The sequence below is a fragment of the Nocardia sp. NPDC050413 genome (assembly GCF_040655475.1).
GTDB lineage: Bacteria > Actinomycetota > Actinomycetes > Mycobacteriales > Mycobacteriaceae > Nocardia > Nocardia coubleae.
In genome coordinates this window covers 500,387-526,351 of sequence record NZ_JBFAJZ010000003.1, presented here as the reverse complement: position 1 = coordinate 526,351, position 25,965 = coordinate 500,387, and the positions used below count along the sequence as shown (strand labels likewise).

Here is a 25,965-nt window from a genome sequence, read left to right as displayed (position 1 = left end):
GACTGTGTGGTATCGGGCAGCTACTCGTGGACGACCTCGACGGGGTCGGTGAGGGCGAGGGCCAAGGCGGATTGTTGCGATTGGCCGCGTGGGGGGAGGGCTTCGAGGGCCTTGGTGGTTTGGGTGTTGAGGTTGCCGACGATGTTCTGGAGGGCGCCTACGCCGCCGGTGAGTTGTTCGATGGCCGAGACCAGTTGGGCGCCGCCCTGTTCGGCGAGGGTTGGGAGGTCTTTGGCGAGGGCGGCGCCCTGGGTGAGCTGGTCGCGGGCGCTGTTGAGGCGGGCGACGACGGTGCGCAGGAGGGTGCCGAGGTCGGTGTCGGGATCTACTGCTGCGCCGGTCAATTCGCTCAGGCCGGCCAGTTGGGTGCCCGCCTGGTTCGAGACTGCCTGGAGCGCTTCGAGTTTGGTGATGATGCCGGCCAGCTGGGGGTCGGCGGCGAAGGGGAGCGCCTTCAGTGGCGGCAGGATCTGGTCGAGACCGGAACCGAGGGCGGCCGCGCTGTTCTGCACACCCGCGATGGTCACGCCGGTGGAGCTGAGGGCGTCGGCGAGCTGGGTGGCCTGCAGTGCCGCGCCGTCGACGGTCTGGTTCAGCAGCTCGATCGCTGAAGTGAGCTGTCCCGCACCCTGTTTGGCGAAGTCGAGGAAGCCGAGCAACTGCTCCGCCCCGCCGCTGAACTGGTCGGCCCCGTCGGCGGCCGCGTTCACGCCCGCGCTCAGGAGCTGGGCGGTGAACTGCACCGAGGTCATCTGATTGCGCGCCTGCGACACCGCCGCCAGCGCGGCATCCACGCCGGACGCGCCGATCCGATGAGTCACCACGTCGACCGCGCCGTTCACCGTGCCCCGGTTGGCGCCTTCGTGAGTGGTGACGGTGACCTTGGCGCGCTGCGGTGTCGGTGTGGCGAGGGTGGCCATGGCCGAGGTGAGATCGGCGGGCAGCGTGATCACCGCGGCGTAGTCGCCGGGATCGACCTCGCCGGGCTTCGCGAGCGTCCACTCGTAGCCGCCCGCCTCCTGCACCGCCTTGGCGACTCGTTCACCGGTCGGTCCGGTGTCGGCGTTGACCAGTGCGATCCCGGTCGGCGCGGAATCCGTTGTGGCGCAAGCGGCGACGGTGGCACCGGTGAGCAGGACGGCGGTGAGCAGGCAGAGCAGGCGGGCGCGTGTGTGGATCACAGCCGTGACGGTATCGGGACAGTCCGGTGCGGGTGGTGGGGGTTGTCTGAGAGTTCGTTGAGGAACACCAGTTCCCACTCATCGAGACTGTTAACCCCCGAATGCTATGTGCTGTGTCACAGTTCCCGTTTCGCAGCTGTTCTATTCGGTACAACTCTCGAGTCAATCGACATCGAGATTTCTTCGATTCGTCCGGGGGTTCGGGGGTCGCCGGAGGCATCGGGAGGGAGACATTTTCATGTTCCGCCACACCATCACCCGTGCGAGTCGCCGCGTGTTCGTCGCCGCGCTGCCGCTGGCAGTCGCCACCTCGCTGGTCACCGCGGGCACCGCTGCCGCCGATGTGACCGAGCGTCAGGCGCAGATCGCCACCGGCCTGTCCAGCGTCGTCTCCGAGGGTGGTGTCGACTTCCGCAGCTCTGTCTCGCCCGACCTGCGCACCATCTCCGCGACCGTCGAGAACGGCCGCTTCGTGCTCACCCCCGACGCGCTGACCGTGGTCTCCGCCGAGGGCGTCACCGTCGGTGAAGTGCCGCTGAAGCTGAACACCGTCGACGGCAACGCCATCGCGGTCGCCTCCGTGGTCTCGGCCGACGGCAAGAGCGTGTCGATGGCCCCCGCGCTGTCGGCCGACACCAGCACCGAGCTGAAGAACATCGCCACCGATCCGGCCGCCGCCAACCACGACCCGGTCCAGAACGGTGCCGCCGCGGGCGCCACGATCGGTGCGATCGCCGCCGCCATCCTGTGCGTCCCGGCCCTGGCCGCGTTCATCATCGGCTACGTCTTCTGCGCCATCCCCGGCGTGATCTCCACCGCCATCACCGGCGCGGTCATCGGCGCCGTCATCGGTCTGGTCATCCCGGAAGCCGTTCCCCAGGTCCTGCCCTGATGATCCGCACCCGCGGACGGTAGTTCTCGGTTCGACACACGAAAGCCCCGCACTCACCCGTGCGGGGCTTTCGGCTACCTGGCGCGCTTGGTTCTGCCTCGATCGGCGATCCGGAATTCGACGCTCACCGGAATCGCGCTGAGCTCCAAGGCCGTTCGCAACCGCGGAACGGCGTGACCGAGTATCCGTTTGCGCAATGCGGTCAGATCGGCGTCGGGGGCGGTCTCGACCAGCAGATGCAGATCGGGTGCCAGCTGTGTGCCCGAGAGCCGGGCAGTGGCCGAGCGGACCCCGTCGTAGGTCTCGATGTCGGCGGCAACCGGTTCGGCCGCGGCACCGGAACCGAGGCGGGTGTACCCCTGCTCGGTGGAGTCCCCGAGCTGCCACACCGTCTGCTTGGGCAGGCGCGTGAACTGGGCGGCCAGCCACCGCAACGCGGCGAGCGCGAGGACGACGGCTCCCGCCACAGCGAGGAAGAAGACCCATCGCGGTGGTTCCGCCGTCCCGGGGACCAGCGGTGAATCGCGCGAGATCCGGGCGAAGGCACCGAGGTGTGCCGCGATCAGCAGCCCGCCCGCCGTGGCGAGCGTGAGGCCGAGCAGTCCGAGCAGTCCGCGATTGAGCCGGGCGGGCCGGTTGGCGACGGTCATCGCGTACCTCCTGGTCCGATCGTGCGCAGACTTGTGCGCAGGCGGGGGACAACGGCTGGTCTGATGCGGTCCAGCCGGGCGGCCACGGCCGTGCCGAGGTTCTCAGCGGTCCGCTCGGCGGTGTGACGAGTGTGCCCGGCGATGTGGATCTTCTTGCGACGCAACCGGACCCGCGCCTTGTCGACACCGTCGACGGCGCCCGCGGCATCAGTGAGCGCGTGCCGCAGGCTGCGCCGGGCGATCCCGGCCTCGAGATCGTCGCCGGGTTCCAGTGCGAGCACCACCGGCTTGCCCGGCGTCACCGCGGCCGAGAGCAGCGCCGACCCCACCGCGACGAGGACCGCACCCGCACCAAGCACCCACACGCTGTCCCACGACGTGTCGTGCAGCCGGGTGGCGAGGCTGTCGTAGGAAACCCATTCCCGTGACCCGGTGAGCCGCTGGATCAGCGACACCGCGACGAGCACGGCGGCGCCGAGCAGCGCCAGCGCGACGACGACGGCCGGGACGACCCGGCGGGGGCGACGCGTCATCGGACTCTCCTCTCCGGCGGTTCGGGAACCATGGCCGACACCTCGATGTCGACCCGTGGCACGGTCAGACCGGTCAGCGCCTCGGTTCTGGCGATGAGGTGCGCGCGGCACGCGTCGGTGACGCGCGCGACCGGCGACGGATAGCGGATCGGGAGCCGGACGTGCAGGGTGGCGCCGGTCCCGACGACCTCGGCGCGCACCCGCACATCCGGTTCGACCCCGTCCACCTCGGTCGCGGCCCGAGCCGCGATGCGCCGCACGACGCGCTCGTCGATCGTCGTCGCCCCTGGCAGCTCGGCGGCCTCGGGACGCGCGGTGACGCCTGCGAGCTCGGTGGCGGCGCTGGTCACCGCCTGCTCCGATCCTGCGCCGACCGCAGCAGCCCGGACAGATCGACTTCGCCGTCGAGCCAGCGCCCGATCAGCAGGCCGAGGCCACCGAAGATCAGCACAACGGCGAACGCGCCGAGCCCGCCGAAAGCGGCGGCGAAGCCGAGGGACAGGCCCATGACGAGGCAGATCGTGGTGGCGTTCATGTCACTGCACCCGGTCGCGGGTCGGCTGCTGCTGGTCGTCGGACTCGTCTTCGATGTAGACGTCGTTGACGTTGATGTTGACCTCGACGACCTCGAGTCCGGTCATCTGCTCGATGGCCGTGATCACGTTGCGGCGCACCGCGCGCGCCAATTCGGCGATGGCGACGCCGTATTCGACGACGAGTTCCAGGTCGACGGCGGCCTGCTTCTCGCCGACCTCGACCGAGACACCCTGGCCGATGCTCGAGGAAGCGCCCGGAATGCGGTCACGCAGTGCGCCGATCGCGCGGGCGGTGCCACCACCGAGGGCGTACACGCCGCGCACCTCACGTGCCGCGAGTCCGGCGATCTTCTGGACAACGGTATCGGCGATGGTCGTCGTGCCCTGGTCGGTCGCCAGCGCGCCCGTACCCTTGCCCGGTGCGCCGGTCTTCTCGACGGCCTTGCTGTTCTCGGTGCTCGTGCTGGTCATAGCTTCCTCCGATGGTGTTGTGCTCCAACATTTCTCGAACTGACACTGGTAAGACACCGTGGCCGGGCTTTCGTCACGGGCGGGGAACGTGATCTGGATCGCTCCCGTCGGCAACGGTTTCGGCATGCAGGTCGACCACATGGATCCGCAACCCCGCGCCTGCCCACGGGGTTTCGTCGAGCAGGGGGCGAATCGCGGCCTCGAGCTTGTCGATCAGCGGGCGCAACGGCAAACTCGCCGCGACCACGCGCAGCTGCACCGCCGTCTCATCGAGATCCACCGCCGCGCTGCCCGCGTTCCACGGCAGCCAGCGACTGTTCTCCAAGCCCATCGGGACAGCGGGATGTACGCCGTCGACGGCATCGATGGCCGCGACGATCCGGTCGATCAATTCGGTCTCACCGCTCACGATCGCCCCGGTTCGATATCGAGAACCCACACCGTCACCTCGTCGACCTCGGTGCCGGTGTCTTCGGTGACCGCTCGCGCGACAGCCTGCTGCACCGCCCGGCCGACCTCGCCGACATGCGCCGACGCCGTCAGCGCCAGATCGACCTGGAGGCTGAGCAAACCGCCGGTCCGCCGCACCCGGACACCGGCCGAAGCGGCGGGTTCCTGTCCGATCCAGAGCCGGCGCCCGGTGCGGGCGAGCTGACCGACCAGGCCGAGTACGCCGGGCTCGAGCCGGGCGACCCCGGACACCGAGGCCGCCGCCCGCGCGGCGACCGCGGCGATCACGGCGTCGCCGACGATCAATTCGGTTTCGGGGAGCATGCCGGTCACCGGTCCTCCTCGTAGATGTCGACAACGGTGAGGTCGAGCCTGCCCAGGTGCACGCCGACCCGTGCGGTGGCCGCGGCGCGCACCCGCTCGCGCACCAGCGAGACGACGTCCTCGATGCGCGGCACGCCGTGGCGCACGGCGATGGTCATGTCGACGGCGATCACCTGCTCGCCGTCCGCGCCGGGCTCGCTGCTCTGCACCCGGCAACCGCGGGCGCGCACGCCGTCGACGGTGTCGGCCGCGAACCGCAGCACAACGGCCACCGCCTGCTCGCTGACCTGGATGGCGCCGGGATGAGGAGTATCGAGAGCGAGGGTGCGGCCACGGCGCACATCGGCGCGCACGGCCGACATGATGCGCCCGAACAGATCGGGTGGGGGTGGGTCGGGTTCCTCGATCAGTTCGCGGGTGGCCGTGCGCAGGGTCAGCAGGCTCTCCCTGGCAGCGGCGCACTGCGGGCACGTTGCCTCGTGGCTGTCGATGTCGTTGTCGTCGAGTCGCTCCCACACCTGTTCGAGACCGCGTCCGCACGGGAGCAGGTAGTCGTTGTCGTTGTGGGTCACCGCCATGGCTTCATCACCTCTGCCAGTTGGGCTCGGGCACGCGCGATCCGTCCGCGCACCGCAGTGCTGTTGGTGCCGACGATCTCGGCGATCTCGTCATAGGAACGGCCGTGCACTTCGCGCAGCAGCCAGCAGGCCCGCTGTTCGGGCGTGAGCAGTTGCAGCGCGTCGGTCAGCGCGGCCATCTGGCTGCTCACCTCGGTGGCGTGATCGGGTCGGGTGTCGGTGCGGGTCGACGCCGTGGTGTCGGGGTCGACCTCGGTGGAGGGGCGGCGCGCGCGGATGACGTTGAGACACCGGTTGGTCGTCATCCGGTAGAGCCAGCTCGCGAACGCGGCGTCGTCCTGCAGGCGCGCGATCGTCCGCCAGGCCTTGAGGAACACCTCCTGGGTGACGTCCTCGGCCTCGGCGCGGTCGGCCAGCATCTTGGCGGCCAGCCGGAACATCGGTCCTTGATAGCGCAGCACCAGCTGCTCGTATGCGCGGACATCGCCGTCACGCGCCCGACCTGCCAGGGTCGCGTCGTCCAGCTCTGTCTCGGCCGCGGGTGACACCGTCACACGCCCACCTCCTCCGCTGCTCCTGTGATGGACACCGACGCGCAGGACATCGTCACGGCGAATTATGAGTGATCGTCGTCTCTGTGCCGGTTCCCCGCAGGTCCAGGGGTGTCGCGATCTCAGACGGCGGGGCGGATCGGCAGGTCGAGGACCAGCCGTGCGCCGCCGAGGGAGCTGTTCTCGAAGTAGGCCCGGCCCCCGTGCAGCTGGGCCTGCTGGGCGACCAGCGCGAGGCCGAGGCCGGAGCCGATCTTCGTGGCGTTGGAACCACGGGCGAACCGCTCGAACACCCGGTCGCGTTCGGCGGCGGGAACGCCGGTGCCGTTGTCGTCGACCGCGATGACGACGCGGTCGGCACCCACACGGTGAGCCGAGACGACGGCCTCGGTCGCGCCGCCGTGTTTCACCGAGTTGGTCAGCGCGTTGTCGACGGCCAGGCGCAGGCCCGCGGGCAGACCGCGGGTGATCAGTTCGGCGTCGGTATCGATGCGCACCGACAGGCCGGGGTTGTGCCGCATGGCGTCGTGCGCGGCCTGGTCGCACAGGTCGGCCACATCGGTGGCGACATGGTCGGCTTCGGCGGTGAGGTCACCACGGGCCAGCCGTTCCAGTGCGGAAAGCGTCGTCTCGACGCGGGTTTCGGTGCGGGCCAGATCGTCGAGGATCTCGCGGCGCTGGGCGTCGGTGAGATCGAGCGTGCGCAGTACCTCGAGGTCGGTGCGCATCGCGGTGAGGGGTGTGCGCAGTTCGTGGGCGGACACGGCGGCGAAATCGCGGGCGGTCTCCAGCGCGGCGGCGGTCTCGGCCTGGGCCTGATCGACGCGGGCGAGCATGGTGTTCACCGCCTCGGCGAGTTTCTCCGCCTCGTACACACCGGAACCGTCGACCGGTTGGGCGGGGTGGTCGGGATCGGGGAAGGCGCTGCGCGCGGAGACCTGCCGGGTGAGTCGCACGATCGGGTCGACGGCCCGACCGGCGAGGAGCCAGCCGAGGGCAGCCGCCGCGGCGACCGCGATCGCGGCGCCCGCGAGTACCCAGCGCTGCTGATCGGCCGTCGCCTTCGCCGCCTCGGTGGTCGGAATGGCAAGCGACACAGTGCGGCCGGCGGGCTGGTTCTCGGTGGTGGTCAGCACCCGGTAGGGCTGGTCGTTCACCTCGACGGTCTGCGAGCCGGGCGCGAGATCCGGCAGCTGGGTGGAGCTGGACGCGGTCACCTGGCCGTTGTCGCGCACGGTGAGCGCCATCGTGTTCTGCAGCCCGGTGAGGTTCACGAAGCCGGTGGCGAGCACCGGCTCGATCAACACGATGCGCGAGGCGATTTCGAGTTGCTGATCCGTCTGGGTCACATTGTTGCGTTCGATCGCCTGAAAACCCACGAACGCGGCAATGCTCACGATGATCACCGCACCAGCCGCCGCGGCCGCCGCGACCCGTGTTCGCAACGAAAACGATTGCCTGCGACGGACTTTCGGCGACCGCACGGTCATTTAGGTTCCCGCAACACGAATCCGACGCCGCGAATAGTGTGCAAAATCCTTGGCGTGTCATCTATTTCGAGTTTGCGGCGAAGGTATCCGACGAACACGTCGACCACATTCGTATCCGCTATGAAATCGTAGCCCCACACCAATTCCAGCAGCCGCTCACGCGTGAGCACCACACCCGCATTGCGCGCCAGGGTGGACAGCAATTCGAATTCCCTTTTGGTGAGCTCGATTTCCCGCCCGTGCAGCAGTGCGCGATAACCCGCGACATCCACCTGCAGCGGACCGACGGTGATCGCGCCGGGCGCCGCCTGATCGGGAGTGTCGGTTCGCCTGCGCAGCAGGGCGCGGATGCGGGCGACCAGTTCGGCCAGCTCGAAGGGTTTCACCAGGTAGTCGTCGGCACCCGACTCCAGCCCGGCGATCCGGTCGTCCACCGAGGCGCGGGCGCTGAGCACGCAGATCGGCACGTCGTTGCCCATGGCCCGCAGCGCCGTCACCACGCCGGCGCCGTCGAGGACCGGCATGTTCATATCGAGCACAACCGCGTCGGGCGCGTGCTCGGACACCGCCCGCAACGCGGCACCACCGTCGCGGGCGACGAGCACCTGGAACCCGGAGAGCCGCAGACCGCGCTCCACCGAGGCAAGCACGTCTTCGTCGTCGTCGACGACCAGCACAGTAACGGCAGCGGCACGTTCAGTCACGCCGCAATCCTAGGGGGACTCGAGCGTCGAGAACCGCGGCGCCAGCCGCCGATGTCCTGTTCTCGGCGTCAAGCGCCGAGAACCGCGGCGCCAGCCGCCGATGTCACGGCGCTACCTGGTCGCCGTCGTGGTCGGGGGTGGTCGGCCTGCCGAGCGGGGGGTTGGCGAGGATGCGGTCGGCCAGGGCGGTGAGGACGGCCGGGTCCTCGATGGTGGCCGGGGGTTCCACGTGTTCACCGGCGGTGAGCTGGCGGATGGTCTTGCGCAGGATCTTGCCCGAGCGGGTCTTGGGCAGGCCGGTGACGACGATCGCGTCGTGCAGGGTGGCGATGGCGCCGATCTGCTCGCGTACCCGTTCCACGAGCTCGTCGCGCAACAGGTCGGGCTCGATCTCCACACCCTGCTTGAGCACCACATACGCCAGCGGCAGGCTGCCCTTGAGCTCGTCGGGCACACCGATCACGGCGCACTCGGCGATGGCCTCGTGCCCGGAGATGGCGGCCTCGATACTGCCCGCCGAGAGCCGGTGCCCGGCGATATTGATGACGTCGTCGGAGCGGCCGAGGACGTAGAGGTAGCCGTCTTCGTCGAAGTAGCCGGAGTCGCCGGTGAGGTAGTGGCCGGGGAACGCCGAGAGATAGGAGCGCACGAATCGCTCCCGGTTGCGCCACAGGCCGCTCAGGCAGCCGGGAGGTAGCGGCAGGCCGATGACGATATTGCCCTCGGTGCCGTTGGGTACCGGGTTGCCGCTGGCATCGAGCACCCGCAGGCGGTACCCGGGCACCGGCACTCCGGCGGAACCGGGCTTCACGGGCAGTTCCTGCAGGCCGAGCGGGTCGGCGCAGATGGGCCAGCCGGTCTCGGTCTGCCACCAGTGGTCGACCACCGGGGTGTCGGGATGACCGGCGAGCAGGGTGTCGCTCGCCCACTCGAAGGTGGCCGGGTCGAGTCGTTCGCCCGCGCAGAACAGGGCACGCAGCCGGGACAGGTCGTGGCGATGGGCGGCGGTGGCCTCCGGGTCGGCGCGGCGGATGGCACGCAACGCGGTGGGGGCGGTGAACAGCACCCGCACGTCGTGTTCGTCGACGATGCGCCAGAACGCGCCCGCGTCGGGGGTGCCGACGGGTTTGCCCTCGTAGAGCACCGTGGTGGCACCAACGAACAACGGCGCGTAGACGATGTAGGAGTGGCCGACCACCCAGCCCACATCCGAGGACGCGAAGAACACCTGACCCGGGCCCACGTCGTAGATGTTGCGCATCGACCAGGTGAGGGCCACCGCGTGGCCGCCGTTGTCGCGCACCACGCCCTTGGGCTTTCCGGTGGTTCCCGAGGTGTAGAGGATATAGAGCGGGTCGCAGGCGCCCACTGTCACCGGCTCGGCGGGTTCGGCGTCGGCGACGGCGACGTCCCAGTCCAGCCAGCGCGCGGCGACGGTCTGATCCGAGGCGGGCAGCACGTCGGTGGCGGGCTGGTCCTGCGCGAACTCGATGGTCGGGAACTGTGGGCGCTGTTTGACGAGCACCGTGCGCACCGAGGTGCTCTCGGCCAGGTCCAGGGCCTGCAGCACGATCGGCGGGTATTCGATGCGGCGGCCCGGTTCGAGCCCGCCCGACGCGGTGACGACGAGCACCGGCTCGGCGTCGTCGATGCGAGCCGCCAGCTCGGGTGCGGCGAACCCGCCGAAGACCACCGAGTGGACCGCGCCGATGCGGGCGCACGCGAGCATGGCGATCACGGCCTCGGGGATCATCGGCAGATAGATCACGACTCGGTTACCGGCGACCACGCCGAGGTCACGCATCGCCCCGGCGAAGCGTTCCACCTCGCTGAGCAATTCCGCATACGTATAAGTCGTTGTGGTGTCGGTCATGGCCGACACATAGATCAACGCGGCCTGATCCGAACGTCCACCTTCGGCGAGAGTTCCGCCGCGCACATGCCGATCGAGGGCGTTCACACAGGTATTGAGCTTGCCGTCGGGATACCAACGGGCCGAACGTTTGTCGGCGGCATCGAGAGTGTGCTCGGGGGCCAGATCCCACTCGATCTCGCGAGCGGCGGCTGACCAGAAGTCGGCTGGATCGACCAGGCTGGTCTGATAGACCGGCCGGTACTCGTGTTCGGTGTCCAAGCCTGTGACTCCTAGCCTCGCTTCGTGCCCGCTCGATAGATCCTGATGATTGTGGCAGACTTCACGCGACACCCGAGGGGGTGCCGCGACCTTTGGTTTTGCCTGTAACGGGCAGGTCATCGCGCGGACCTCTACCGGGAGTCGGCCAAGAAGTTATTGATCCGTTAGAATCTGTTGTCACTTATTCGGGCAGTCGTAGACGCAATTTCTCGGCCAGCCGCAGTTCTCGGCCAGCACCGTCTGGCGAGCCACCATTGCGCCTGTGGAGGTTCGTGATGGCGCACGGTACGAGGCCAGTTTGGAAAGTGAGTGGGAGATGCGTGACGCCGCTAGGTCCGGCAGCAAGCGCTGGGCGCTCGGCAACTGGGACCTGCGTTGGAAGGTTACGGCCGTCTTGGCTGTGCCTCTCGCGGTCGCGGTCGGGCTCGGCGTGTCGAGGATTACCTCCGAGTTCACCGAGGCCAACCGGCTTTCGAGCATCAACGAGCAGGTAGACGCGATTCCGTCGGTCACCTCGCTCAGTGCTGTGACCGCGCGGGTGACCGGTAGCCAGACGGTGCCCGCCGGTCCTGGGGTCACCTTGGTTACCGATCAGGACCTCGTCGACCTCGACGCTGCCATCGCCGAGGGCGAGGCCGAGCTCGGTCGACTCGTCGACCTGCCGAAGGCGCACTCCGCGCTCGAGCGGATGATCGCCCAGGCCAAGAATGTGCGTGCCCAGGGCAAGGGGCTCACGGCCTCGCCCGATACCGCGCTCGCCTCGGTCGAGCAGATGCGCAAGGACAGTGTCTCGATCGTCGAGTCGACGATCGCCCAGGTGAGCAACCCGGTGATGGACACGGCCAAGCTGCGCCTGGTCGACTCGCTCAACACCCGGTCGATCCTCGTCGATCAGCTGGCCGCGATCTCGGAGATGCTGCGTGGATCGCCCGCGGGCCCGCAGAACTACCTCACCGGCGTGGCAACCGAGCGTCACCTGCTCGACGTGCTCGCCAACCGCTTCCCCGACGGCGACCAGGTGCTCGCCGACCTCAAGACCCAGGCCGACATCCGCCAGAACCTGGTGAGCGGGCCCGACGTGGCCGCAGGCAAGCTGCCCATCGGTGAGATGCGTACCTCGCTGGTCACCAGTCTCGTGGCCTACGAAACCGTCGTCGACGAGTCGACCAAGGCCATCGAGACCTCGATGGACGAACTCACCACCTCGGCCGCCACCGGCGCCTGGACTTACACCGCGGTCGTCATCGCGACCATCCTCGCCGCGCTGCTGCTCGCCGTGTTCGTCGCCCGCTCGATGATCGTGCCGCTGCACCGCCTGCGCCTGGCCGCGCTGCGCGTTGCCGAGTCCGACCTGCCCCACGAGGTCGCCCAGCTCCGCAACGGCGCCGCCCCCGAGGACGTGCCGCTCGAGCCGATGCCGGTGCGCTCCGACGAGGAGATCGGTCAGCTGGCCCGCGCCGTCGACGACATCCACGGTCAGGCGCTTCGCCTGGCCAGCGACCAGGCGCAGATGCGTTCGCAGGTCAACGACATGTTCGAGACGCTGGCGCGGCGGTCCAAGTCGCTCGTCGACCATCAGCTCACCCTCATCGAGGCGATGGAGTACGACGAGAAGGACCCGCGCCTGCTCGAAAACCTCTTCCGCCTCGACCACCTCGCCGCGCGTATGCGCCGTAACGGTGACAACCTGCTGATCCTCGCCGGTACCAAGCAGCGGCGTTCCAAGTCGGCCCCAGTCGAGATCGCCGACGTGCTCCGCGCCGCGATCTCCGAGGTCGAGGACTACGAGCGCGTCAAGCTCGGCGCCACCCCGCGCGGTTCGCTCGTCGAACCGGCCGCCTCCGACCTGGCGCACCTGTTCGCCGAGTTGCTCGACAACGCGCTGCGCGCTTCGCCGCCGGAGACCGACGTCAAGTTCACCTTCGCCCAGGCGCACGACCAGGGTCTGCTGATCGAGGTCGCCGACCGGGGCATCGGTATGCCGCCCGCGGAGATGACCGACATCAACCGCAGGCTCGAGCAGGCCGCCGAGCCCGGCCCCGACACCGCCCGCCACATGGGTCTGTTCGTGGTCGGCCGTCTGGCCGAGCGGCACGGTCTCACCGTCCGCCTGCGCCCGACGTTCGACACCGCGCGCGATCCGGGCGTCACCGTCACCGTGCACGTGCCGGTCGGCCTGATCGTCTCGGGTGCCGGTGGCGCGGTCGTGCCGCCGAACCAGCTGCAGAAGCAGCAGCAACCGCCGCAGCAGCAGCCGCCGCAGCCCCAGCAGCCGCAGCAGCCGAGCACCATGCAGACCCGTGCGATCACCCGTACCCCGGGTGGCAACATGATGGTCACCGTCGACCCGGGCGTGAGCCCGCCGCCGACCGGTCCCGGTGGACTGCCGCAGCGTCAGCCGGGCAACTCGATGGCGCAGACACAGGACGGGAACGAACAGTCCCCGTCGCTGCGCCCCGCCGCCCCCGGACAGGGCAATGTGCCGCAGCGCGGCAAGCTGGCCGCGGCCAACCTGCCCAAGCGCAACCTGGCGGCGGGTGGTCCCGGCGCGCCGCAGCGTCCGCAGCCACCGCAGCCCCCGCAGGGCAAGCCGGGCGAGGCCAAGCCCGCGCCGACGGCCGGCGGCCTGCCGCAGCGTCAGCCGGGTGCCAACGGTGCCCCCGCCCGCGAGCCGGGTCAGCCGCCGCGCGACGCGGCACCCACCCGTGACGGCGGACTGCCGCAGCGTGCGCCCGGTGCCAACGGCGCGCCGCCGCGTGACCCGTCGCCCGGGCTGCCGCAGCGCGACCCGTCGAACCGCGCACCGCAGCGCGACCAGACCGGTGGTCTCCCGCAGCGTGACCCGGCGGGCGGACCGCAGTCCGGTGGCCTGCCGCAGCGCGCGCCCTCGGGTGGTCTCCCGCAGCGTGACCCGTCCAACGGGCTGCCGCAGCGTGAGCAGACCGGTGGTCTGCCGCAACGTGATCCGTCCACCGGCCTGCCGCAGCGTGCGCCGAACAACCCGCCGACCGGCCTCCCGCAGCGTGGCGGCCCCGTGCCGCAGCGTGATTCCGAGCCGGTGCAGCGCGATCCGTCGACGGGCCTGCCGCAGCGTGGCGGCCCTGCGCCGCAGCGTGATTCCGAGCCGGTGCAGCGCGACCCGTCGACCGGTCTACCGCAGCGTGGTGGCCTGCCCCAGCGCGAGCCGACCCCGCGTCTGCCGCACCGCGAGCAGTCCGGCGGCCTGCCGCGCCTGGACAACCCGGTCGGCGGTCTGCCGCAACGGGATCCGGCCAACGGGCTGCCGCAGCGCAACCCCGCCGGTGGCCCGCCGCAGCGCACCCCGTCGGAAACGCCCGCCGCCCACCGGGATCCGGCCGACGGCGGCCTGCCGCAGCGCGCGCCCGGTCTCCCGCAGCGCGGTGAAGCCGCGCCGGAGCGCCCACTCGGACCGAATGGGCTGCCCCAGCGTGCTCCCGGCGCTACTGTGGTACCGCAGGCGAACGCCGGGCCGGGAGTGGCTCTGCCGCAACGGGATCGGGATCCTGCGGAGCCGGGGAACGCTGCGTCGGCAGGGCGTGATCCGGGACGGCACAGCTATCGGTCGAATCCGGCCAAGGCCGCGTCGTTCTTCCAGACCAGGTTGCAGCCGGCACCGGAGGGCGATTCCGTGATGGGCGGAACGCCGATCTTCGCGGAGATGATGTCGGCGTGGCTCACGGACGAGAATTCCGACCGGTCCCAGCTGGCCGCCGCCTTCGAATCACCCGGTGACGAAGGTTGGCAGGCCGCGCGACGGGCCGCCGAGGCGCAGGCCGAGGCCCGCACGGCCGCCGGCTTGCCACAACGCAATCCGGGCGGAAGGCTCGTGCCCGGTGGCGTGACCGGTAACGCCGACCGCACACCGAAGCGCGACCCTGAAACCATCAGGTCCAGCTTGAGTCGTCACCAGCAGGGCGTCCGGGATGGCCGCGCAATGAAGGCAATGAACCTAACCGGAGATAAAGGAGACCGATGAACCCCGATCTAGGTGGTACGAACCGTCAGCTGGATTGGCTGGTTTCGAACTTCGCCAACGAGGTTCCTGGCGTAGCCCATGCTGTCCTTGTCTCGGCCGACGGCCTGCTGATGGCCGCCAGTGCCCAGCTACCGGTCGACCGCGCGGAACAGCTGTCTGCTGTCACCGCCGGTCTGGCCAGCCTGTCCGTCGGCGTGTCGAATCTGTTCGAAGGCGGTACGGTACTGCAGTCCGTCGTCGAGATGGAGCACGGTTACCTGCTGCTGATGGCAGTGGGCGACGGCTCCTATCTCGCGGTCCTGACGAACACCTCGTGTGACATCGGTCAGGTCGGCTACGAGATGGCTCTGTTGGTCGAGCGTGTGGGCCAGACCGTCCAGGCCACGCCACGCGTCACGATGGGTTCCTGATGGTGGGATGGACATAGACGATCACCGCATGGGAAGCGCCGAGCCAAGCCTCGTTCGCCCTTACTCGTTGACTTCCGGCCGTACCAGGCCGGCAGTCGAGTTGGCGTTGGAGGCTCTCGTTGCCTCGCATCCGGTCGCCATGGAGCGGCAGTTCGAACTGAACAACCTCGAAACGTCCATCGTGGAGTTGTGCAGACAATCGCCGTCCGTCGCCGAGATAGCCGCCCAGCTGCGCATCCCCATCGGGGTTGCGCGGGTACTGGTGGCCGACCTCATCGAGGCCGGTCATGTTCGGGTCTCGGCGACTTTGAAAGACGATTCCAGCGACGATGAACGTCGCGAGCTGATCGAAAGGGTTCTCAGTGGACTCCGGCGTATTTGATTCGACGGCGCAGGTCGACACCCGCACGAGCAAGCCGACTTCGGCGAAGATCGTTGTTGCCGGTGGCTTCGGTGTCGGTAAGACCACGTTGGTCGGTGCGGTGTCGGAGATCGTTCCGCTGCGCACCGAGGCGTTGGTGACCAATGCCAGTGCTGGAATCGACAACCTCACCGGCATTCCGCAGAAGTCGACCACCACGGTGGCCATGGACTTCGGCCGGATCAGCCTCGCCGACGACCTGGTCCTGTACCTGTTCGGTACGCCGGGCCAGTACCGGTTCTGGTTCATGTGGGACGACCTCATCCGCGGCGCCATCGGCGCCGTGGTGCTGGTCGACACCCGCAGGCTGGAGGACAGCTTCGCGGCCGTCGACTACTTCGAGGCACGTGGCCTGCCGTTCCTGGTGGCGCTCAACGAGTTCGACGACGCACCGAAGTACCCGCTCGAAGACATCCGCCAGGCCCTCGCGGTCCCCGCGGATGTCCCGATCATGTCGATCGACGCCCGCCGCCGCGAGCCGGCCAAGCAGGCACTGGTCTCGCTCACCGAATACGCGCTGCGCAAGGTGATGCAGGGCTACTGATCGGCGGGTGGGGCTGCGTCGATGAAGGCCGCAGCCCCGGTCTCACTCGTCAGGGTTCCGGTTCGGGATCGGGACGGGTCCAGCCGATGATCATCGCGGGCGCGCAACCGCCCGCCATGAGCGCTGCCAGCAGCATGAGTCCTCCCGCGTAGGCGGTGCGATACGCATCGGCTTCGGGGTTGATAGCGCTTGCCCCGATCAGGAAGAACAGACCCGGCAGGGTCAACGACTGGGTGAGCGCGAGGCCGACCGAGCGGGCTTTGTTGCGCTCGGCGATCTCGAATTCGTCGAGCATCTGTTCCGGCGCGTAATCCTGTCCGCCGCTGGCGATTCGCAGCATGGTCCAGGCGGGCAGGAACAGCAGGAGCGAGATCGTCGCGATCACGACCGGCACGACCTGCAGGTCGAACGCGCACAGCACGCCCGCGATCGCCACCCCGGCAAGCGCGGTCACGGTGCCGATCACCAGTAGCCGCCGACGTCGTTGCGGCCGCCAGCTTTTCAGCATGCCCGCCGTGCGCTGTTCCTGCACGAGCCAGCGCCGCACCCGATAGTCCTGATAGCGGTCGATCAAACCGGTCGCGCTGGTCATGACGTGCCTTTCGTTCGTGGATACACCTCGGCCGAGAGCGGGCCGAATTCCGTGCGGGAGAAGACCGCCTCCACCGGCAGGGCGAACACGTCGCAGATGCGCAGCGCCAGGTCGAGGCTGGGGTAGTGGTCGCCGCGCTCGAGCGCGCCGATCGTCTGGACATTGACATTCACCGCGTCGGCCAGGGCCGCCCGGCTCATCCGCTGTTCGGCGCGCAGCACCGCGATGCGGTTGTAGATCGGGAGGGTTTCCCCTCGTCTGACTGGGCTCACACAACATAGTGTTGTAAAAACACAACATTCTGTCAAGGCTATCCGCGACATCGTGATCGCCCGGCTACGCTCTGCACGTGCAGATGTCGGCGAATGAGGTGATCGCGCGGCTGCTCGACGTGGGTTCGTTCGCGAGTTGGGATCGCCCACCGATCGGGCGCGCCGCCTCACCGCGCTACCGCCAGGAGCTCGTCGACGCGAGCCGCCGGGCGGGCACCGACGAATCGGTGCTCACCGGCGAGGGGCTGTTGCGCGGGCGTCGGGTGGCCGTGATCGCCTGTGAATTCGGGTTTCTCGCCGGATCGATCGGGGTGGCTGCCGCCGAGCGGATCGTCGAAGCGGTGGAGCGGGCGACCGAACTCGGGCTGCCGCTGATCGCCTCGCCGACCTCGGGTGGCACTCGGATGCAGGAGGGCACAGTCGCTTTCGTGCAGATGGTGAAGATCGCCGGTGCGGTTGCCGTGCACAAGGCGGCCGGGCTTCCGTATTTGGTCTACCTGCGCAATCCGACGATGGGTGGGGTGTTCGCGTCCTGGGGATCGCTGGGGCACATCACCTTCGCCCAACCCGGTGCCCTGATCGGTTTCCTCGGTCCGCGCGTCTACGAAGCGTTGTACGGCAAGCCTTTTCCGCCCGATGTGCAGACGGCCGAGAACCTCTACCGCAACGGTGTGATCGACGGGGTTGTGCCGATCGAGGTCTTCCGTCGGATCGCCCACCGCGCGTTGAGTGTGTGCGCCGGCCGACCGCTTCCGTTGTCGGCCGAGCCGGGTTGGGCTGCGCCCGTGCGTAATCCGGGTACCCCAGCGAATCCCACGGCCACAGCATGGGATTCGGTGCTCAGTACTCGGCGCCCCGGACGCCCCGGCATTCGTGACCTGCTTCGCCATACCAGCCAACGGGTTCCGCTGTCGGGCACCGGCCAGGGCGAAACCGACCGCACCGTCCTGCTCGCCCTCGCCCGATTCGGCGGGCAGCCGTGCGTGGTGTTCGGGCACGACCGATCCGGCCGCCTCGAGGAGCAGACGATGAGCCCCGCCGCGCTGCGCGAGGCCCGCCGGGCCATGGCGCTGGCGGGAGAGTTGCGGCTGCCGCTGGTCCTGGTGATCGACACCGTCGGCGCCGCGTTGTCCAAGGAGGCGGAGGAACGCGGTCTGGCGGGCGAAATCGCCCGCTGTCTGGCCGATCTCGTCACCCTCGACACCCCGACGGTCTCGGTGCTGCTCGGTCAGGGCACCGGCGGTGGCGCCCTCGCCCTGCTCCCCGCCGACCGGGTGCTCGCCGCGCGGCACGGCTGGCTCGCGCCGCTGCCGCCGGAAGGGGCAAGCGCCATCGTCTTCCGCGATACCGAGCACGCTCCGGAACTCGCGGCGGCCCAACGGATTCGCTCCGAGGATCTCCGCGAGGACGGCGTGGTGGACCGGATCGTGGAGGAGTACCCCGACGCCGCCGACGAGCCGGTCGCCTTCGCCCGCCGCGTCGTCCTGACGATCGCCGAGGAACTGGCCACCCTGCGCACCCACCCGCCCGAGGAACTGCGCACGCTGCGGCTGGCCCGCTACCGCCGCATCGGCCGGTGGTAAAACCGACCACCGCCCCGGTTCGCACACCTGGGGAAACACGCGAGGTCGCGTCGTTGACGCCACCGGCAACCACTTCTACCCTTCGGTAGGGTGACCTTCCGCAGCGAAAGCAGTCCTGTTCCCACCATCGTGCTCAACGACGGGAACGTCATACCGCAGCTCGGCTTCGGTGTGTTCCAGGTGCCGGAGGAAGACGTCACCAGTGTGGTCGCCGAGGCGTTGAAGGTCGGTTACCGCAGTATCGACACGGCCGCGATCTACGGAAACGAGGAAGGCGTAGGTCGCGCGATCCGTGCCTCGGGGATTCCCCGCGACGAGATCTATGTGACAACCAAGCTGTGGAACTCCGAGCAGGGCTACGACAGCACGCTGCGTGCGTTCGACACCAGCATGCAGCGTCTCGGCCTGGACTATCTCGACCTGTACCTGATCCACTGGCCGGTGCCGAAGGCCGGTCGTTTCGTCGATACGTTCCGGGCTTTCCAGGCGTTGAAGTCGCAGGGCCGGGTGAAATCCATCGGTGTCTCGAACTTCCGGATCCCCGATCTGGAGCAGGTGATCGCCGAGACCGGCGAGATCCCCACCGTGAACCAGATCGAGCTGCATCCCACCCTCGCCCAGCCCGAATTGCGCGCCTTCCATGCCAACAATGCCATCGCCACCGAGGCGTGGAGCCCGCTCGGGCAGGGCACGCTGCTGGACGATCCCACCATCGTGAGCCTGGCCAAGGAGCTCGATCGCACCCCCGCGCAGGTCATCATCCGGTGGCACCTGCAGCTGGGCAATATCGTCATCCCGAAGTCGGTGACGCCCTCGCGCATCGCCGAGAACTTCGACGTGTTCACCTTCGAACTCGACGCCGACGCGATGGCCGCGATCAACCGCCTCGATCGGGGCACCCGGGTCGGCCCCGATCCTGCCACCTTCAGCGCCGGTCTGGACTGATTCCCAGGTAGTCGCTCAACTCCCGGGCGGCCGCCCGGCCTGCCCGGTTGGCGCCGATCGTGCTGGCCGACGGCCCGTAGCCGATCAGGTGCACGCGGGGGTCGACCGCGACCTGGGTGGCCAGCCGGCCGGTCATCGTGATGCCGCCCCCGGGCCCGCGCAACCGCAGCGGGGCCAGATGGTCGAGGGAACTGCGGAAACCGGTCGCCCACAGAATGACGTCGGCGGGCTGGAAAGTGCCGTCGGACCAGCGCACGCCGGTCGGCTCGATCCGTTCGAACATGGGCAGCCGGTCGAGTACGCCTCGGTCCCGGGCGGCGCGCAGCCGGTCGTCGAGCGGCAGGCCGGTCAGCGACACCACCGAGCCCGGCGGCAGGCCACGGCGCACCCGGTCCTCCACCGCGGCCACCGCCGCGCGCCCGTCCGCTTCGGTGAACGGTGTCTCGCGCCACCGCGGCTCCGTCCTGGTCACCCAGGTCGTCGAGGTGACCCGGGAGATCTCGTCGAGCAACTGCACCGCCGAGATACCGCCGCCGACGACGATCACGTGCTTGCCCGCGAACTCGTCGGGACTGCGGTAGTCGCGCGTGTGCAGCTGACGTCCGGCGAAGCTGTCGGCGCCGGGATAGCGCGGGATGAACGGGTGCTCCCACGTGCCGGTGCCGTTGATCAGCCCGCGCGTGCGCAGTGTTCCGGCACTGTCGGTTTCGACCTGCAGCACCTCACCGCGTCCGGCGCAGCTCTGCCCGTCGGCGGTCCGGTCGCAGACCGCGCGCACCGAAACCTGACGGCGAACCCGCAGGTCGAACCGCTTCTCGTAGAGCTCGTAGTAGTGCGGGACGGCGGTCGCGGCCGGTGCCGAGGACGACCCGGGCGGCAGGGTCTCGGCGAACGACATGCCGGGCAGGTCGTGCACCCGGTTCACGGTGGTCAGGGTGAGCGAGGGCCAGCGGAACTGCCAGGCACCGCCCGGCCCCGGCGCGTGGTCGACGATGAGGAAGTCGCGTTCGGGCACCAACCCCAGGCGGCGCAGGTGATAGCCCGCCGACAGCCCGGCCTGTCCCGCGCCGATCACCACGATGTCGAAGTCGGTTCCCACAGCCGCCGATGGTATGCCTTACCGGGCGCCGACCGCTGACTGTGGCAGAGTGAAGACAACCACGTGATCCGGTACTTCTGTGGAGGAATTCATGCTCGGCGTGACCCGCGATGGCGATGTGATCACCATCGAACTGCAGCGCGAACAGCGGCGCAACGCGCTCAACGAGGAGCTGGTCGCCCAGCTGCGCACCGCCATGCTCGCGGCCGTCGACCAGGGGGCGCGCGTCATCGTGCTCACCGGCCGTGGCCCGATCTTCAGCGCGGGCGCCGACCTGTCCGGTGTGTACTCCGAGACCTTCCTGACCGGTCTGCTCGACATGCTGCACACCATCGAAAGCCTTCCGGTGCCGGTCATCTCGGCGATCAACGGTGGCGCGATCGGCGCCGGTGTGCAGTTGGCGCTCGCCTCGGACCTGCGGGTGATCGAGCCCGATGCCTACATCGCGGTGCCCGCCGCCAAGCTCGGCATCTCGGTGGACCGCTGGACCGTCGCGCGGCTGGCCGCCCTGATCGGTGGCGGCCCGGCCCGCACCATCCTGCTCGGCGCCGAAACCGTCAGTGCCGCGGACGCTTACGCGTTCGGCTTCGCCAACAAGATCGGCACCGTCGCCGACGCCAAGGCCTGGGCCAAGTCGATCGCCCAACTCGCGCCGCTGTCGCTGCGGGCCATGAAGCTCATGCTCAACGACGACGGCACCCGCGTCCCGGCCAGCGAGCAGCTGGAGACGGCGCTGTCGGCGGCCTGGACCAGCGACGACGCGCAGGAAGGCCGGCTGGCCCGGCAGGAGAAGCGCCCGGCGAAATTCCAGGGGCGCTGATGAATCCGGCACGGGTCGCGGGTTCGGTGGCGAGTGCGCTCGGGCTGGCCTGGGTGGCGCGTGCCGTATGGGGTCTGCCGAGGGCACTCGGCGCCGGGCCGTCGGAGATCGCGCCGACGGCGCTCGGCAAGTCGTCGTATCGGGACGGCCGTTTCCACAACACCGAGGCCAGCGCGATGATCGCGGCCGGTTCGGTGGCGTCGCTGGTGTGGTCGGGGCTCACCCAGGGGCGGGTCGGGCGGCCGAGGCGGCCGGTGCCGCTGGTGACGCCCGCCGTACCCGAGCAGGCGGAGGAACTGGCCGTCACCTGGTACGGGCACGCGAGCGCGCTGATCGACCTCGACGGGTACCGCGTGCTGACCGACCCGGTGTGGAGCGAGCGGGTCTCGCCGTCGCCGGTGGTCGGGCCTGCCCGGTTGCATCCGGTGCCGGGCGCGCTGTCCACCCTGCCGAAGGTCGACGCTGTCGTCATCTCCCACGACCACTACGACCACCTCGACAAGCCGACCGTCGACGAGTTGGTCCGCGGCCAGCGCGCGCCGTTCGTGGTCCCCATGGGAATCGGTGCACACCTGCGGCTGTGGGGCGTTCCGGACGACCGCATCATCGAATTGGATTGGGGTGGTTCGGTTTCCCTCGGCCACAAGTCGGGCGACCGTGGTCTGACCATCACCTGTGCCGAGGCCCGTCACTTCTCCGGTCGCGGCCTCACTCGCAACACCACCCTGTGGGCGTCGTGGGCGCTGGCCGGACCGACCAAGCGGGTGTATTTCGGCGGCGACACCGGGTACACGAAGGCGTTCGCGCAGGCCGGTGCGGTGCTCGGCCCGTTCGACCTCACGCTGCTCCCGATCGGCGCCTACGACGAGCGCTGGACCGATGTGCACATGACCCCCGAGGAAGCGGTGCGCGCGCACGCGGACCTGTGCCTCGGCGACCCCGGCTACGGGTTGCTCGTCCCGATTCACTGGGCCACCTTCAACCTGGCCTTCCACGGCTGGGCCGAACCGGTGCGCAGGCTGGTGTCGGCGGCCGCCGCGGCCGGCACCGCGATCGCGGTGCCCAAGCCGGGTGAGCGGGTGGTTCCGAATGACCTCCCACCACGGGTTTCGTGGTGGGAAGATGTGGAGTGAACCTTTCGGCTTAGTGCAGCGATGGGCGATCGCGCGAAACTGGGAAAGGAACATCGGCAGATGAGTCTCGTGGACACCTTGAAGGGCTTGCTCGGTAAGGGCAAGGAGGCCGCCGCGCAGAACGCGGACAAGATCAACGATGCCGTCGACAAGGCAGGCACCTTCATCGACGACAAGACCAAGGGCAAGTACAGCGACAAGATCGAGAAGGGCAAGGAAGCCGCCAAGAAGGCCGTGCCCCCGCAGCAGCCGGGCTCGGGACCTGCCACGGGCGGCACCACCCCGACCGATCCGGGGCCGAAGGCCTGATCCGGTGCGCGGGGGCCGCGACGACGCGGCCCCCGCCGCCGGGCCACGTCGATGGTCCGCCGCGAGTTCGGTGGTGCGCCGGGTGAACCGGATGTCGAGGTCGAGCTCAGCAACCTCGACAAGGTGTTGTACCCGGCCACCGGAACGACCAAAGGTGAAGTGATCGCCTACTATTCGGCGATCGCCGATGCCATCGCGCCGCATATCGCCGGTCGTGCGGTCACCAGGAAGCGGTGGCCCAACGGGGTGGATCACCCCGATTTCTTCGAGAAGAACCTGCCCGAGCACGCGCCCGCGTGGTTGCACCGCGCCGCGCTCGAGCATTCCAGCCGCCGGGTGGTGTACCCGCTCATCGATTCCGAGGCGGCGATGGCCTGGCTCGGGCAGCAGGCGGCGCTGGAAATCCATGTGCCGCAATGGCGTTTCGAAGCGGGCGAGCGCGGTCCGGCCACCCGTATCGTGTTCGACCTCGATCCCGGGCCGGGTGCGGGTCTTGTTGAATGTGCCACGGTGGCGCTGGCCGTGCGGGACATGGTCGGCGAGATCGGCATGCGCGCCTTTCCGGTAACCAGTGGCAGCAAGGGAATTCACCTCTACGTGCCGCTGGACCGGCCGGTGAGTTCGCGTGGCGCGTCGACGGTCGCCAAACAGGTGGCGACGAATCTGGAGAAGCTGCACCCCGACCTCGTCACCGCGACGATGGCGAAGTCGGCGCGGGGCGGCAAGGTGTTCCTCGACTGGAGCCAGAACAACGCCGCCAAGACGACCATCGCGCCCTATTCGCTGCGCGGACGCACCGAACCCAATGCCGCCGCCCCGCGCGACTGGGCCGAGATCGAGGACGCGAAGTCGTTGCGACAGTTGCGTTTCGACGAAGTGCTCGCCCGCTGGAAAGCCGACGGCGACCTGCTGGCCGACCTCGACCCACCACTGCCCGCCCGTCCCGACTCGCTCACCAAGTATCGCAGCATGCGCGACCCGGGGCGCACGCCGGAACCGGTCCCAGCCACGGCTCCCGAGCGTGGTTCCGACGACCGGTTCGTCATCCAGGAACACCATGCCCGCCGCCTGCACTGGGATGTGCGCCTCGAACGCGACGGCGTCCTCGCCTCCTGGGCCGTCCCGAAGGGCCCACCGACCGAGCCGAAACACAACCGGCTGGCCGTGCGCACCGAGGACCATCCGCTCGAATACCTCGACTTCCACGGCACCATCCCCAAGGGCGAGTACGGCGCCGGGGAGATGACGATCTGGGATTCGGGCACCTACCGCACCGAGAAGTGGCGCGACGACGAGGTGATCGTCGAGTTCGACGGCAAGAAGGTGCGCGGTCGCTACGCCTTCATCCAGACCAAGGGCGACCAGTGGCTGATGCACTACATGCGCGACCAAGGCGCCCGGGAAACGCTGCCCGACACCGGTTCCCGGTCGTTCCCGCACGGCTTGTCGCCGATGCTCGCGACCGCCGGAGACGTGGAGTCGTTGCAGCCTCCGGAGTGGGAGTTCGAGACCAAGTGGGACGGGTTCCGGGTGATCGTCGAGATCGACGACGGCACCGTCACCGTGCGCAGCAGGCGCGGCAACACCGTCACCGCCCGGTACCCGCGCCTGGCCGCGCTGGCCGCCGAACTGGCCGGGCACCGCGTGGTGCTCGACGGGGAGGCGGTCGTCTTCGACGACAACGGGCTCTCGGACATCTCCGCGCTCCAGGCGGATTCGGCCCGCGCGATCTTCGTCGCCTTCGATGTCCTCTACCTCGACGGCACCTCGCTGCTCCGCAAGAAATACAGCGACCGCCGGGTGGTCCTCGAGGCATTGGGACAACTGGCGCCCTCGATGCGGGTGTCGGAACGACTCGGCGGTTCCGGGGCCGAGGCGATGGAGCAGAGCCGTGAACAGGGACAGGAGGGCGTGGTCGCCAAGCGCGTCGACTCGGTGTATCAGCCGGGAAAACGCAGCCAGACCTGGATCAAACAGCGCAACTGGCGATCCAGGGAGGTGGTGATCGGTGGGTGGCGGTCGAGCGCGGCTCGCCCGTTCAAGTCCTTGCTCGTCGGCATTCCGCACGACGACGACTTCGTCTACGTCGGCCGGGTCGGCACCGGGTTCGATTCCGAACAGCAGCGCCGCATCGCCGAACAGTTGCAACGCCTGCGCCGCAAGACTTCACCGTTCACCAACGAGATGACGGCGGAGGAGATCAAGGACGCCGAGTGGGTCACGCCGAGCGTCACTGGCATCGTGCGCTTCCAGGCGTGGACCGATACGGGACGCCTGTGGCATCCGATCTGGGACGGTGTGACAAGTTCGCCACGATGATGCTCGCGCGTGAAAGCTGCGCTGTTGCTAGGGTGATCGCGTTGTACCCGGTTCGAATCAGCGAGGAGTACGCGGTGGATTTCAAGAACCTGGCGGACAAGGCGATGGGCCTTGTCTCCCAGCACGCCGACAAGGTCGACGACGTCATCGAGAAGGCCGGTGACGTGGTGGACAACAAGACCGGCGGCAAGTTCGCCGGTCAGGTGGATTCGGCTCAGGAAGCGGCGAAGAACGCGCTGCGCGACAAGGCCTGAGGCCGACGGCGGGCCGGCCGCCACCGGCCCGCCGGACCAACGCGCTGAGAGTTTGCTCCCAGCGCGTTGCCTTGGGGATTACCCGGTCTGCGCCCAGCGGGTGGTGCCCGGGGGAGCGGTCAAGGTGTTGATCAGGTCGATGCCCGCGACGATCAGGGTCGGCCCACCGGCGACGATGGTGCCGATGATCGCACCGACGGACGCACCGGTGATGAGACCCGGCAGTGCGCCGACGCCGCCCGCGGCCGCGCCGACGACGAGGCCGATCACCGCGCCGATGGCCATGCCGACGAAGCTGCCGATGGCGGTGGCCAGGCCGAAGGTCGAGGCGAAATTAGCCTGTGCCGCATAGTTTTCCGAGGGGGAGGCGACCGGGGTGAGGTTCGGGCGCGCGGTGGCCGCGTCCTTCACGGCCGTCAGTTCGAGCTTGCGGCCCTCGTCGCTGACCGCGTGCGGCAGCGGGTACTCGAGGGCACCGTCGCGCACCGAAAGCGGCAGCGAAAGCAGGGTGGCGCCCGCTTCGTCGCGGACCTGGACGGCGCCGTCGGTGACGGTGAAGGTGCCGTGCGTGAGGGTGGTGACAACAGTGTTGCCGATGAGTTCGGTGCGGTACTCGACGCTCGGCGCCACCGGTTCGGCGTTCGCGACGCCGGTGCCGACGAGTGCTGCCGCGAGCACCGGAATGGCGACCGCGGCGATCTTACGGATGATCATGTGAACATTCCCATCTGGTTTTCATCAGGAGACGTGCCCAAACGAAGGCGCCGCGTTCG

29 protein-coding genes are annotated in these 25,965 nt (G+C 69.0%); 12 read left to right on the top strand and 17 right to left on the bottom strand.

Going from position 1 to position 25,965, the window contains the following annotated elements; genetic code table 11:
• Window positions 1-20 precede the first annotated feature (20 nt).
• Window positions 21-1,181 carry a hypothetical protein gene (locus AB0I19_RS12040; RefSeq protein WP_357147599.1) on the bottom strand — a complete coding sequence of 387 codons (1,161 nt, stop codon included), beginning with the start codon at window positions 1,179-1,181 and terminating at the stop codon, window positions 21-23.
• A gap of 238 nt (window positions 1,182-1,419) precedes the next feature.
• On the opposite strand from AB0I19_RS12040, the gene AB0I19_RS12035 reads away from it, so the two are divergent.
• Window positions 1,420-2,073 (top strand): hypothetical protein, encoded by a 654-nt coding sequence (locus tag AB0I19_RS12035; protein ID WP_357147596.1) that lies wholly within the window; start codon window positions 1,420-1,422, stop codon window positions 2,071-2,073.
• 74 nt (window positions 2,074-2,147) lie between these two features.
• Here AB0I19_RS12035 and AB0I19_RS12030 read toward each other — a convergent pair whose 3' ends face one another.
• The 12 genes from AB0I19_RS12030 to AB0I19_RS11975 form a co-directional block, all read right to left on the bottom strand.
• Window positions 2,148-2,723 carry an alkaline shock response membrane anchor protein AmaP gene (locus tag AB0I19_RS12030; protein WP_357147593.1) on the bottom strand — a complete coding sequence of 192 codons (576 nt, stop codon included), beginning with the start codon at window positions 2,721-2,723 and terminating at the stop codon, window positions 2,148-2,150.
• The gene (locus AB0I19_RS12025; protein WP_357147591.1) at window positions 2,720-3,256 is read right to left on the bottom strand and encodes a DUF6286 domain-containing protein; all 537 of its coding nucleotides are present in this window, start codon (window positions 3,254-3,256) and stop codon (window positions 2,720-2,722) included. Before AB0I19_RS12025 ends, AB0I19_RS12030 begins: the two co-directional genes overlap by 4 nt.
• Window positions 3,253-3,606, bottom strand: a complete 354-nt coding sequence (locus AB0I19_RS12020; protein WP_357147588.1) for an Asp23/Gls24 family envelope stress response protein — start codon at window positions 3,604-3,606, stop codon at window positions 3,253-3,255. The genes AB0I19_RS12025 and AB0I19_RS12020 overlap by 4 nt, the downstream gene beginning before the upstream one ends.
• Window positions 3,603-3,791 (bottom strand): hypothetical protein, encoded by a 189-nt coding sequence (locus tag AB0I19_RS12015; RefSeq protein WP_067492453.1) that lies wholly within the window; start codon window positions 3,789-3,791, stop codon window positions 3,603-3,605. Before AB0I19_RS12015 ends, AB0I19_RS12020 begins: the two co-directional genes overlap by 4 nt.
• 1 nt (window position 3,792) lies before the next feature.
• On the bottom strand, window positions 3,793-4,263 hold the full coding sequence (locus tag AB0I19_RS12010) for an Asp23/Gls24 family envelope stress response protein (RefSeq protein WP_067640974.1): 471 nt from the start codon (window positions 4,261-4,263) through the stop codon (window positions 3,793-3,795).
• Between the two features lie 73 nt (window positions 4,264-4,336).
• A complete protein-coding gene (locus AB0I19_RS12005) occupies window positions 4,337-4,672 on the bottom strand; it encodes a hypothetical protein (protein ID WP_357147585.1) in 336 nt (111 codons plus the stop codon).
• Window positions 4,669-5,037: an Asp23/Gls24 family envelope stress response protein gene (locus AB0I19_RS12000; RefSeq protein WP_357147747.1), complete on the bottom strand. Its 369-nt coding sequence runs from the start codon at window positions 5,035-5,037 to the stop codon at window positions 4,669-4,671. Before AB0I19_RS12000 ends, AB0I19_RS12005 begins: the two co-directional genes overlap by 4 nt.
• A gap of 5 nt (window positions 5,038-5,042) precedes the next feature.
• Window positions 5,043-5,615: an Asp23/Gls24 family envelope stress response protein gene (locus AB0I19_RS11995; protein WP_357147582.1), complete on the bottom strand. Its 573-nt coding sequence runs from the start codon at window positions 5,613-5,615 to the stop codon at window positions 5,043-5,045.
• Window positions 5,606-6,169, bottom strand: a complete 564-nt coding sequence (locus tag AB0I19_RS11990) for a sigma-70 family RNA polymerase sigma factor (RefSeq protein WP_067492462.1) — start codon at window positions 6,167-6,169, stop codon at window positions 5,606-5,608. The genes AB0I19_RS11995 and AB0I19_RS11990 overlap by 10 nt, the downstream gene beginning before the upstream one ends.
• A 119-nt stretch (window positions 6,170-6,288) precedes the next feature.
• Window positions 6,289-7,563, bottom strand: coding sequence for a HAMP domain-containing sensor histidine kinase (locus AB0I19_RS11985; protein ID WP_357147579.1), 1,275 nt, complete (start codon window positions 7,561-7,563; stop codon window positions 6,289-6,291).
• Between the two features lie 89 nt (window positions 7,564-7,652).
• Window positions 7,653-8,360 carry a response regulator transcription factor gene (locus AB0I19_RS11980; RefSeq protein WP_357147577.1) on the bottom strand — a complete coding sequence of 236 codons (708 nt, stop codon included), beginning with the start codon at window positions 8,358-8,360 and terminating at the stop codon, window positions 7,653-7,655.
• A 103-nt stretch (window positions 8,361-8,463) separates the two neighbouring features.
• Window positions 8,464-10,494 carry an AMP-binding protein gene (locus AB0I19_RS11975; RefSeq protein WP_357147574.1) on the bottom strand — a complete coding sequence of 677 codons (2,031 nt, stop codon included), beginning with the start codon at window positions 10,492-10,494 and terminating at the stop codon, window positions 8,464-8,466.
• A gap of 316 nt (window positions 10,495-10,810) precedes the next feature.
• Here AB0I19_RS11975 and AB0I19_RS11970 point away from each other — a divergent pair, with 316 nt between their 5' ends.
• Genes AB0I19_RS11970 through AB0I19_RS11955 form a run of 4 tightly spaced genes read left to right on the top strand, consistent with a single transcriptional unit; the run spans window position 10,811 to window position 15,866 of the window.
• A complete protein-coding gene (locus AB0I19_RS11970; RefSeq protein ID WP_357147571.1) occupies window positions 10,811-14,491 on the top strand; it encodes an ATP-binding protein in 3,681 nt (1,226 codons plus the stop codon).
• Window positions 14,488-14,901 (top strand): roadblock/LC7 domain-containing protein, encoded by a 414-nt coding sequence (locus AB0I19_RS11965; RefSeq protein ID WP_011207200.1) that lies wholly within the window; start codon window positions 14,488-14,490, stop codon window positions 14,899-14,901. The genes AB0I19_RS11970 and AB0I19_RS11965 overlap by 4 nt, the downstream gene beginning before the upstream one ends.
• A gap of 7 nt (window positions 14,902-14,908) precedes the next feature.
• On the top strand, window positions 14,909-15,283 hold the full coding sequence (locus AB0I19_RS11960; protein ID WP_067492470.1) for a DUF742 domain-containing protein: 375 nt from the start codon (window positions 14,909-14,911) through the stop codon (window positions 15,281-15,283).
• On the top strand, window positions 15,264-15,866 hold the full coding sequence (locus AB0I19_RS11955) for an ATP/GTP-binding protein (protein ID WP_174550224.1): 603 nt from the start codon (window positions 15,264-15,266) through the stop codon (window positions 15,864-15,866). Before AB0I19_RS11960 ends, AB0I19_RS11955 begins: the two co-directional genes overlap by 20 nt.
• A 49-nt stretch (window positions 15,867-15,915) precedes the next feature.
• Here AB0I19_RS11955 and AB0I19_RS11950 read toward each other — a convergent pair whose 3' ends face one another.
• Window positions 15,916-16,458 (bottom strand): hypothetical protein, encoded by a 543-nt coding sequence (locus AB0I19_RS11950; RefSeq protein WP_067640986.1) that lies wholly within the window; start codon window positions 16,456-16,458, stop codon window positions 15,916-15,918.
• Window positions 16,455-16,730: a helix-turn-helix transcriptional regulator gene (locus AB0I19_RS11945; protein ID WP_067640988.1), complete on the bottom strand. Its 276-nt coding sequence runs from the start codon at window positions 16,728-16,730 to the stop codon at window positions 16,455-16,457. Before AB0I19_RS11945 ends, AB0I19_RS11950 begins: the two co-directional genes overlap by 4 nt.
• 83 nt (window positions 16,731-16,813) lie before the next feature.
• Here AB0I19_RS11945 and AB0I19_RS11940 point away from each other — a divergent pair, with 83 nt between their 5' ends.
• Both AB0I19_RS11940 and AB0I19_RS11935 read left to right on the top strand, forming a co-directional pair.
• On the top strand, window positions 16,814-18,313 hold the full coding sequence (locus tag AB0I19_RS11940) for a carboxyl transferase domain-containing protein (RefSeq protein WP_357147744.1): 1,500 nt from the start codon (window positions 16,814-16,816) through the stop codon (window positions 18,311-18,313).
• 90 nt (window positions 18,314-18,403) lie between these two features.
• A complete protein-coding gene (locus AB0I19_RS11935; protein WP_357147567.1) occupies window positions 18,404-19,258 on the top strand; it encodes an aldo/keto reductase in 855 nt (284 codons plus the stop codon).
• On the opposite strand, the gene AB0I19_RS11930 is transcribed toward AB0I19_RS11935, so the two are convergent.
• Window positions 19,239-20,357, bottom strand: a complete 1,119-nt coding sequence (locus AB0I19_RS11930; RefSeq protein ID WP_357147564.1) for an NAD(P)-binding domain-containing protein — start codon at window positions 20,355-20,357, stop codon at window positions 19,239-19,241. The genes AB0I19_RS11935 and AB0I19_RS11930 overlap by 20 nt on opposite strands.
• 91 nt (window positions 20,358-20,448) lie before the next feature.
• Here AB0I19_RS11930 and AB0I19_RS11925 point away from each other — a divergent pair, with 91 nt between their 5' ends.
• The 5 genes from AB0I19_RS11925 to AB0I19_RS11905 all read left to right on the top strand — a co-directional run bounded on the left by AB0I19_RS11925 (window position 20,449) and on the right by AB0I19_RS11905 (window position 25,192).
• A complete protein-coding gene (locus AB0I19_RS11925; protein ID WP_225281789.1) occupies window positions 20,449-21,177 on the top strand; it encodes an enoyl-CoA hydratase in 729 nt (242 codons plus the stop codon).
• Window positions 21,177-22,310, top strand: a complete 1,134-nt coding sequence (locus AB0I19_RS11920; protein WP_357147561.1) for an MBL fold metallo-hydrolase — start codon at window positions 21,177-21,179, stop codon at window positions 22,308-22,310. Before AB0I19_RS11925 ends, AB0I19_RS11920 begins: the two co-directional genes overlap by 1 nt.
• A gap of 60 nt (window positions 22,311-22,370) precedes the next feature.
• Complete coding sequence (locus tag AB0I19_RS11915; RefSeq protein ID WP_067492586.1) at window positions 22,371-22,619, top strand: antitoxin; 249 nt, start codon at window positions 22,371-22,373, stop codon at window positions 22,617-22,619.
• 51 nt (window positions 22,620-22,670) lie between these two features.
• Window positions 22,671-24,938: an ATP-dependent DNA ligase gene (locus tag AB0I19_RS11910; protein ID WP_357147558.1), complete on the top strand. Its 2,268-nt coding sequence runs from the start codon at window positions 22,671-22,673 to the stop codon at window positions 24,936-24,938.
• A gap of 74 nt (window positions 24,939-25,012) precedes the next feature.
• Window positions 25,013-25,192, top strand: a complete 180-nt coding sequence (locus AB0I19_RS11905) for an antitoxin (RefSeq protein ID WP_357147555.1) — start codon at window positions 25,013-25,015, stop codon at window positions 25,190-25,192.
• A gap of 78 nt (window positions 25,193-25,270) precedes the next feature.
• Here the strand turns inward: AB0I19_RS11905 and AB0I19_RS11900 are convergent, their stop codons facing one another.
• Window positions 25,271-25,906, bottom strand: coding sequence for an ammonium transporter (locus AB0I19_RS11900; RefSeq protein WP_357147552.1), 636 nt, complete (start codon window positions 25,904-25,906; stop codon window positions 25,271-25,273).
• Window positions 25,907-25,965: the final 59 nt, after the last annotated feature.

Excerpts from the sequence above, each read along its gene's own strand:
- AB0I19_RS11925 (WP_225281789.1), top strand. The coding sequence starts at position 20,449 with ATGCTCGGCGTGACCCGCGATGGCGATGTGATCACCATCGAACTGCAG.
- AB0I19_RS11900 (WP_357147552.1), bottom strand. The coding sequence starts at position 25,906 with ATGATCATCCGTAAGATCGCCGCGGTCGCCATTCCGGTGCTCGCGGCA.
- AB0I19_RS11950 (WP_067640986.1), bottom strand. The coding sequence starts at position 16,458 with ATGACCAGCGCGACCGGTTTGATCGACCGCTATCAGGACTATCGGGTG.
- AB0I19_RS11965 (WP_011207200.1), top strand. The coding sequence starts at position 14,488 with ATGAACCCCGATCTAGGTGGTACGAACCGTCAGCTGGATTGGCTGGTT.
- AB0I19_RS11970 (WP_357147571.1), top strand. The coding sequence starts at position 10,811 with ATGCGTGACGCCGCTAGGTCCGGCAGCAAGCGCTGGGCGCTCGGCAAC.
- AB0I19_RS12010 (WP_067640974.1), bottom strand. The coding sequence starts at position 4,263 with ATGACCAGCACGAGCACCGAGAACAGCAAGGCCGTCGAGAAGACCGGC.
- AB0I19_RS12030 (WP_357147593.1), bottom strand. The coding sequence starts at position 2,723 with ATGACCGTCGCCAACCGGCCCGCCCGGCTCAATCGCGGACTGCTCGGA.
- AB0I19_RS11920 (WP_357147561.1), top strand. The coding sequence starts at position 21,177 with ATGAATCCGGCACGGGTCGCGGGTTCGGTGGCGAGTGCGCTCGGGCTG.
- AB0I19_RS11995 (WP_357147582.1), bottom strand. The coding sequence starts at position 5,615 with ATGGCGGTGACCCACAACGACAACGACTACCTGCTCCCGTGCGGACGC.
- AB0I19_RS12000 (WP_357147747.1), bottom strand. The coding sequence starts at position 5,037 with ATGCTCCCCGAAACCGAATTGATCGTCGGCGACGCCGTGATCGCCGCG.
- AB0I19_RS12015 (WP_067492453.1), bottom strand. The coding sequence starts at position 3,791 with ATGAACGCCACCACGATCTGCCTCGTCATGGGCCTGTCCCTCGGCTTC.
- AB0I19_RS12025 (WP_357147591.1), bottom strand. The coding sequence starts at position 3,256 with ATGACGCGTCGCCCCCGCCGGGTCGTCCCGGCCGTCGTCGTCGCGCTG.
- AB0I19_RS11940 (WP_357147744.1), top strand. The coding sequence starts at position 16,814 with ATGTCGGCGAATGAGGTGATCGCGCGGCTGCTCGACGTGGGTTCGTTC.
- AB0I19_RS12035 (WP_357147596.1), top strand. The coding sequence starts at position 1,420 with ATGTTCCGCCACACCATCACCCGTGCGAGTCGCCGCGTGTTCGTCGCC.
- AB0I19_RS11960 (WP_067492470.1), top strand. The coding sequence starts at position 14,909 with ATGGACATAGACGATCACCGCATGGGAAGCGCCGAGCCAAGCCTCGTT.
- AB0I19_RS11910 (WP_357147558.1), top strand. The coding sequence starts at position 22,671 with ATGGTCCGCCGCGAGTTCGGTGGTGCGCCGGGTGAACCGGATGTCGAG.
- AB0I19_RS11915 (WP_067492586.1), top strand. The coding sequence starts at position 22,371 with ATGAGTCTCGTGGACACCTTGAAGGGCTTGCTCGGTAAGGGCAAGGAG.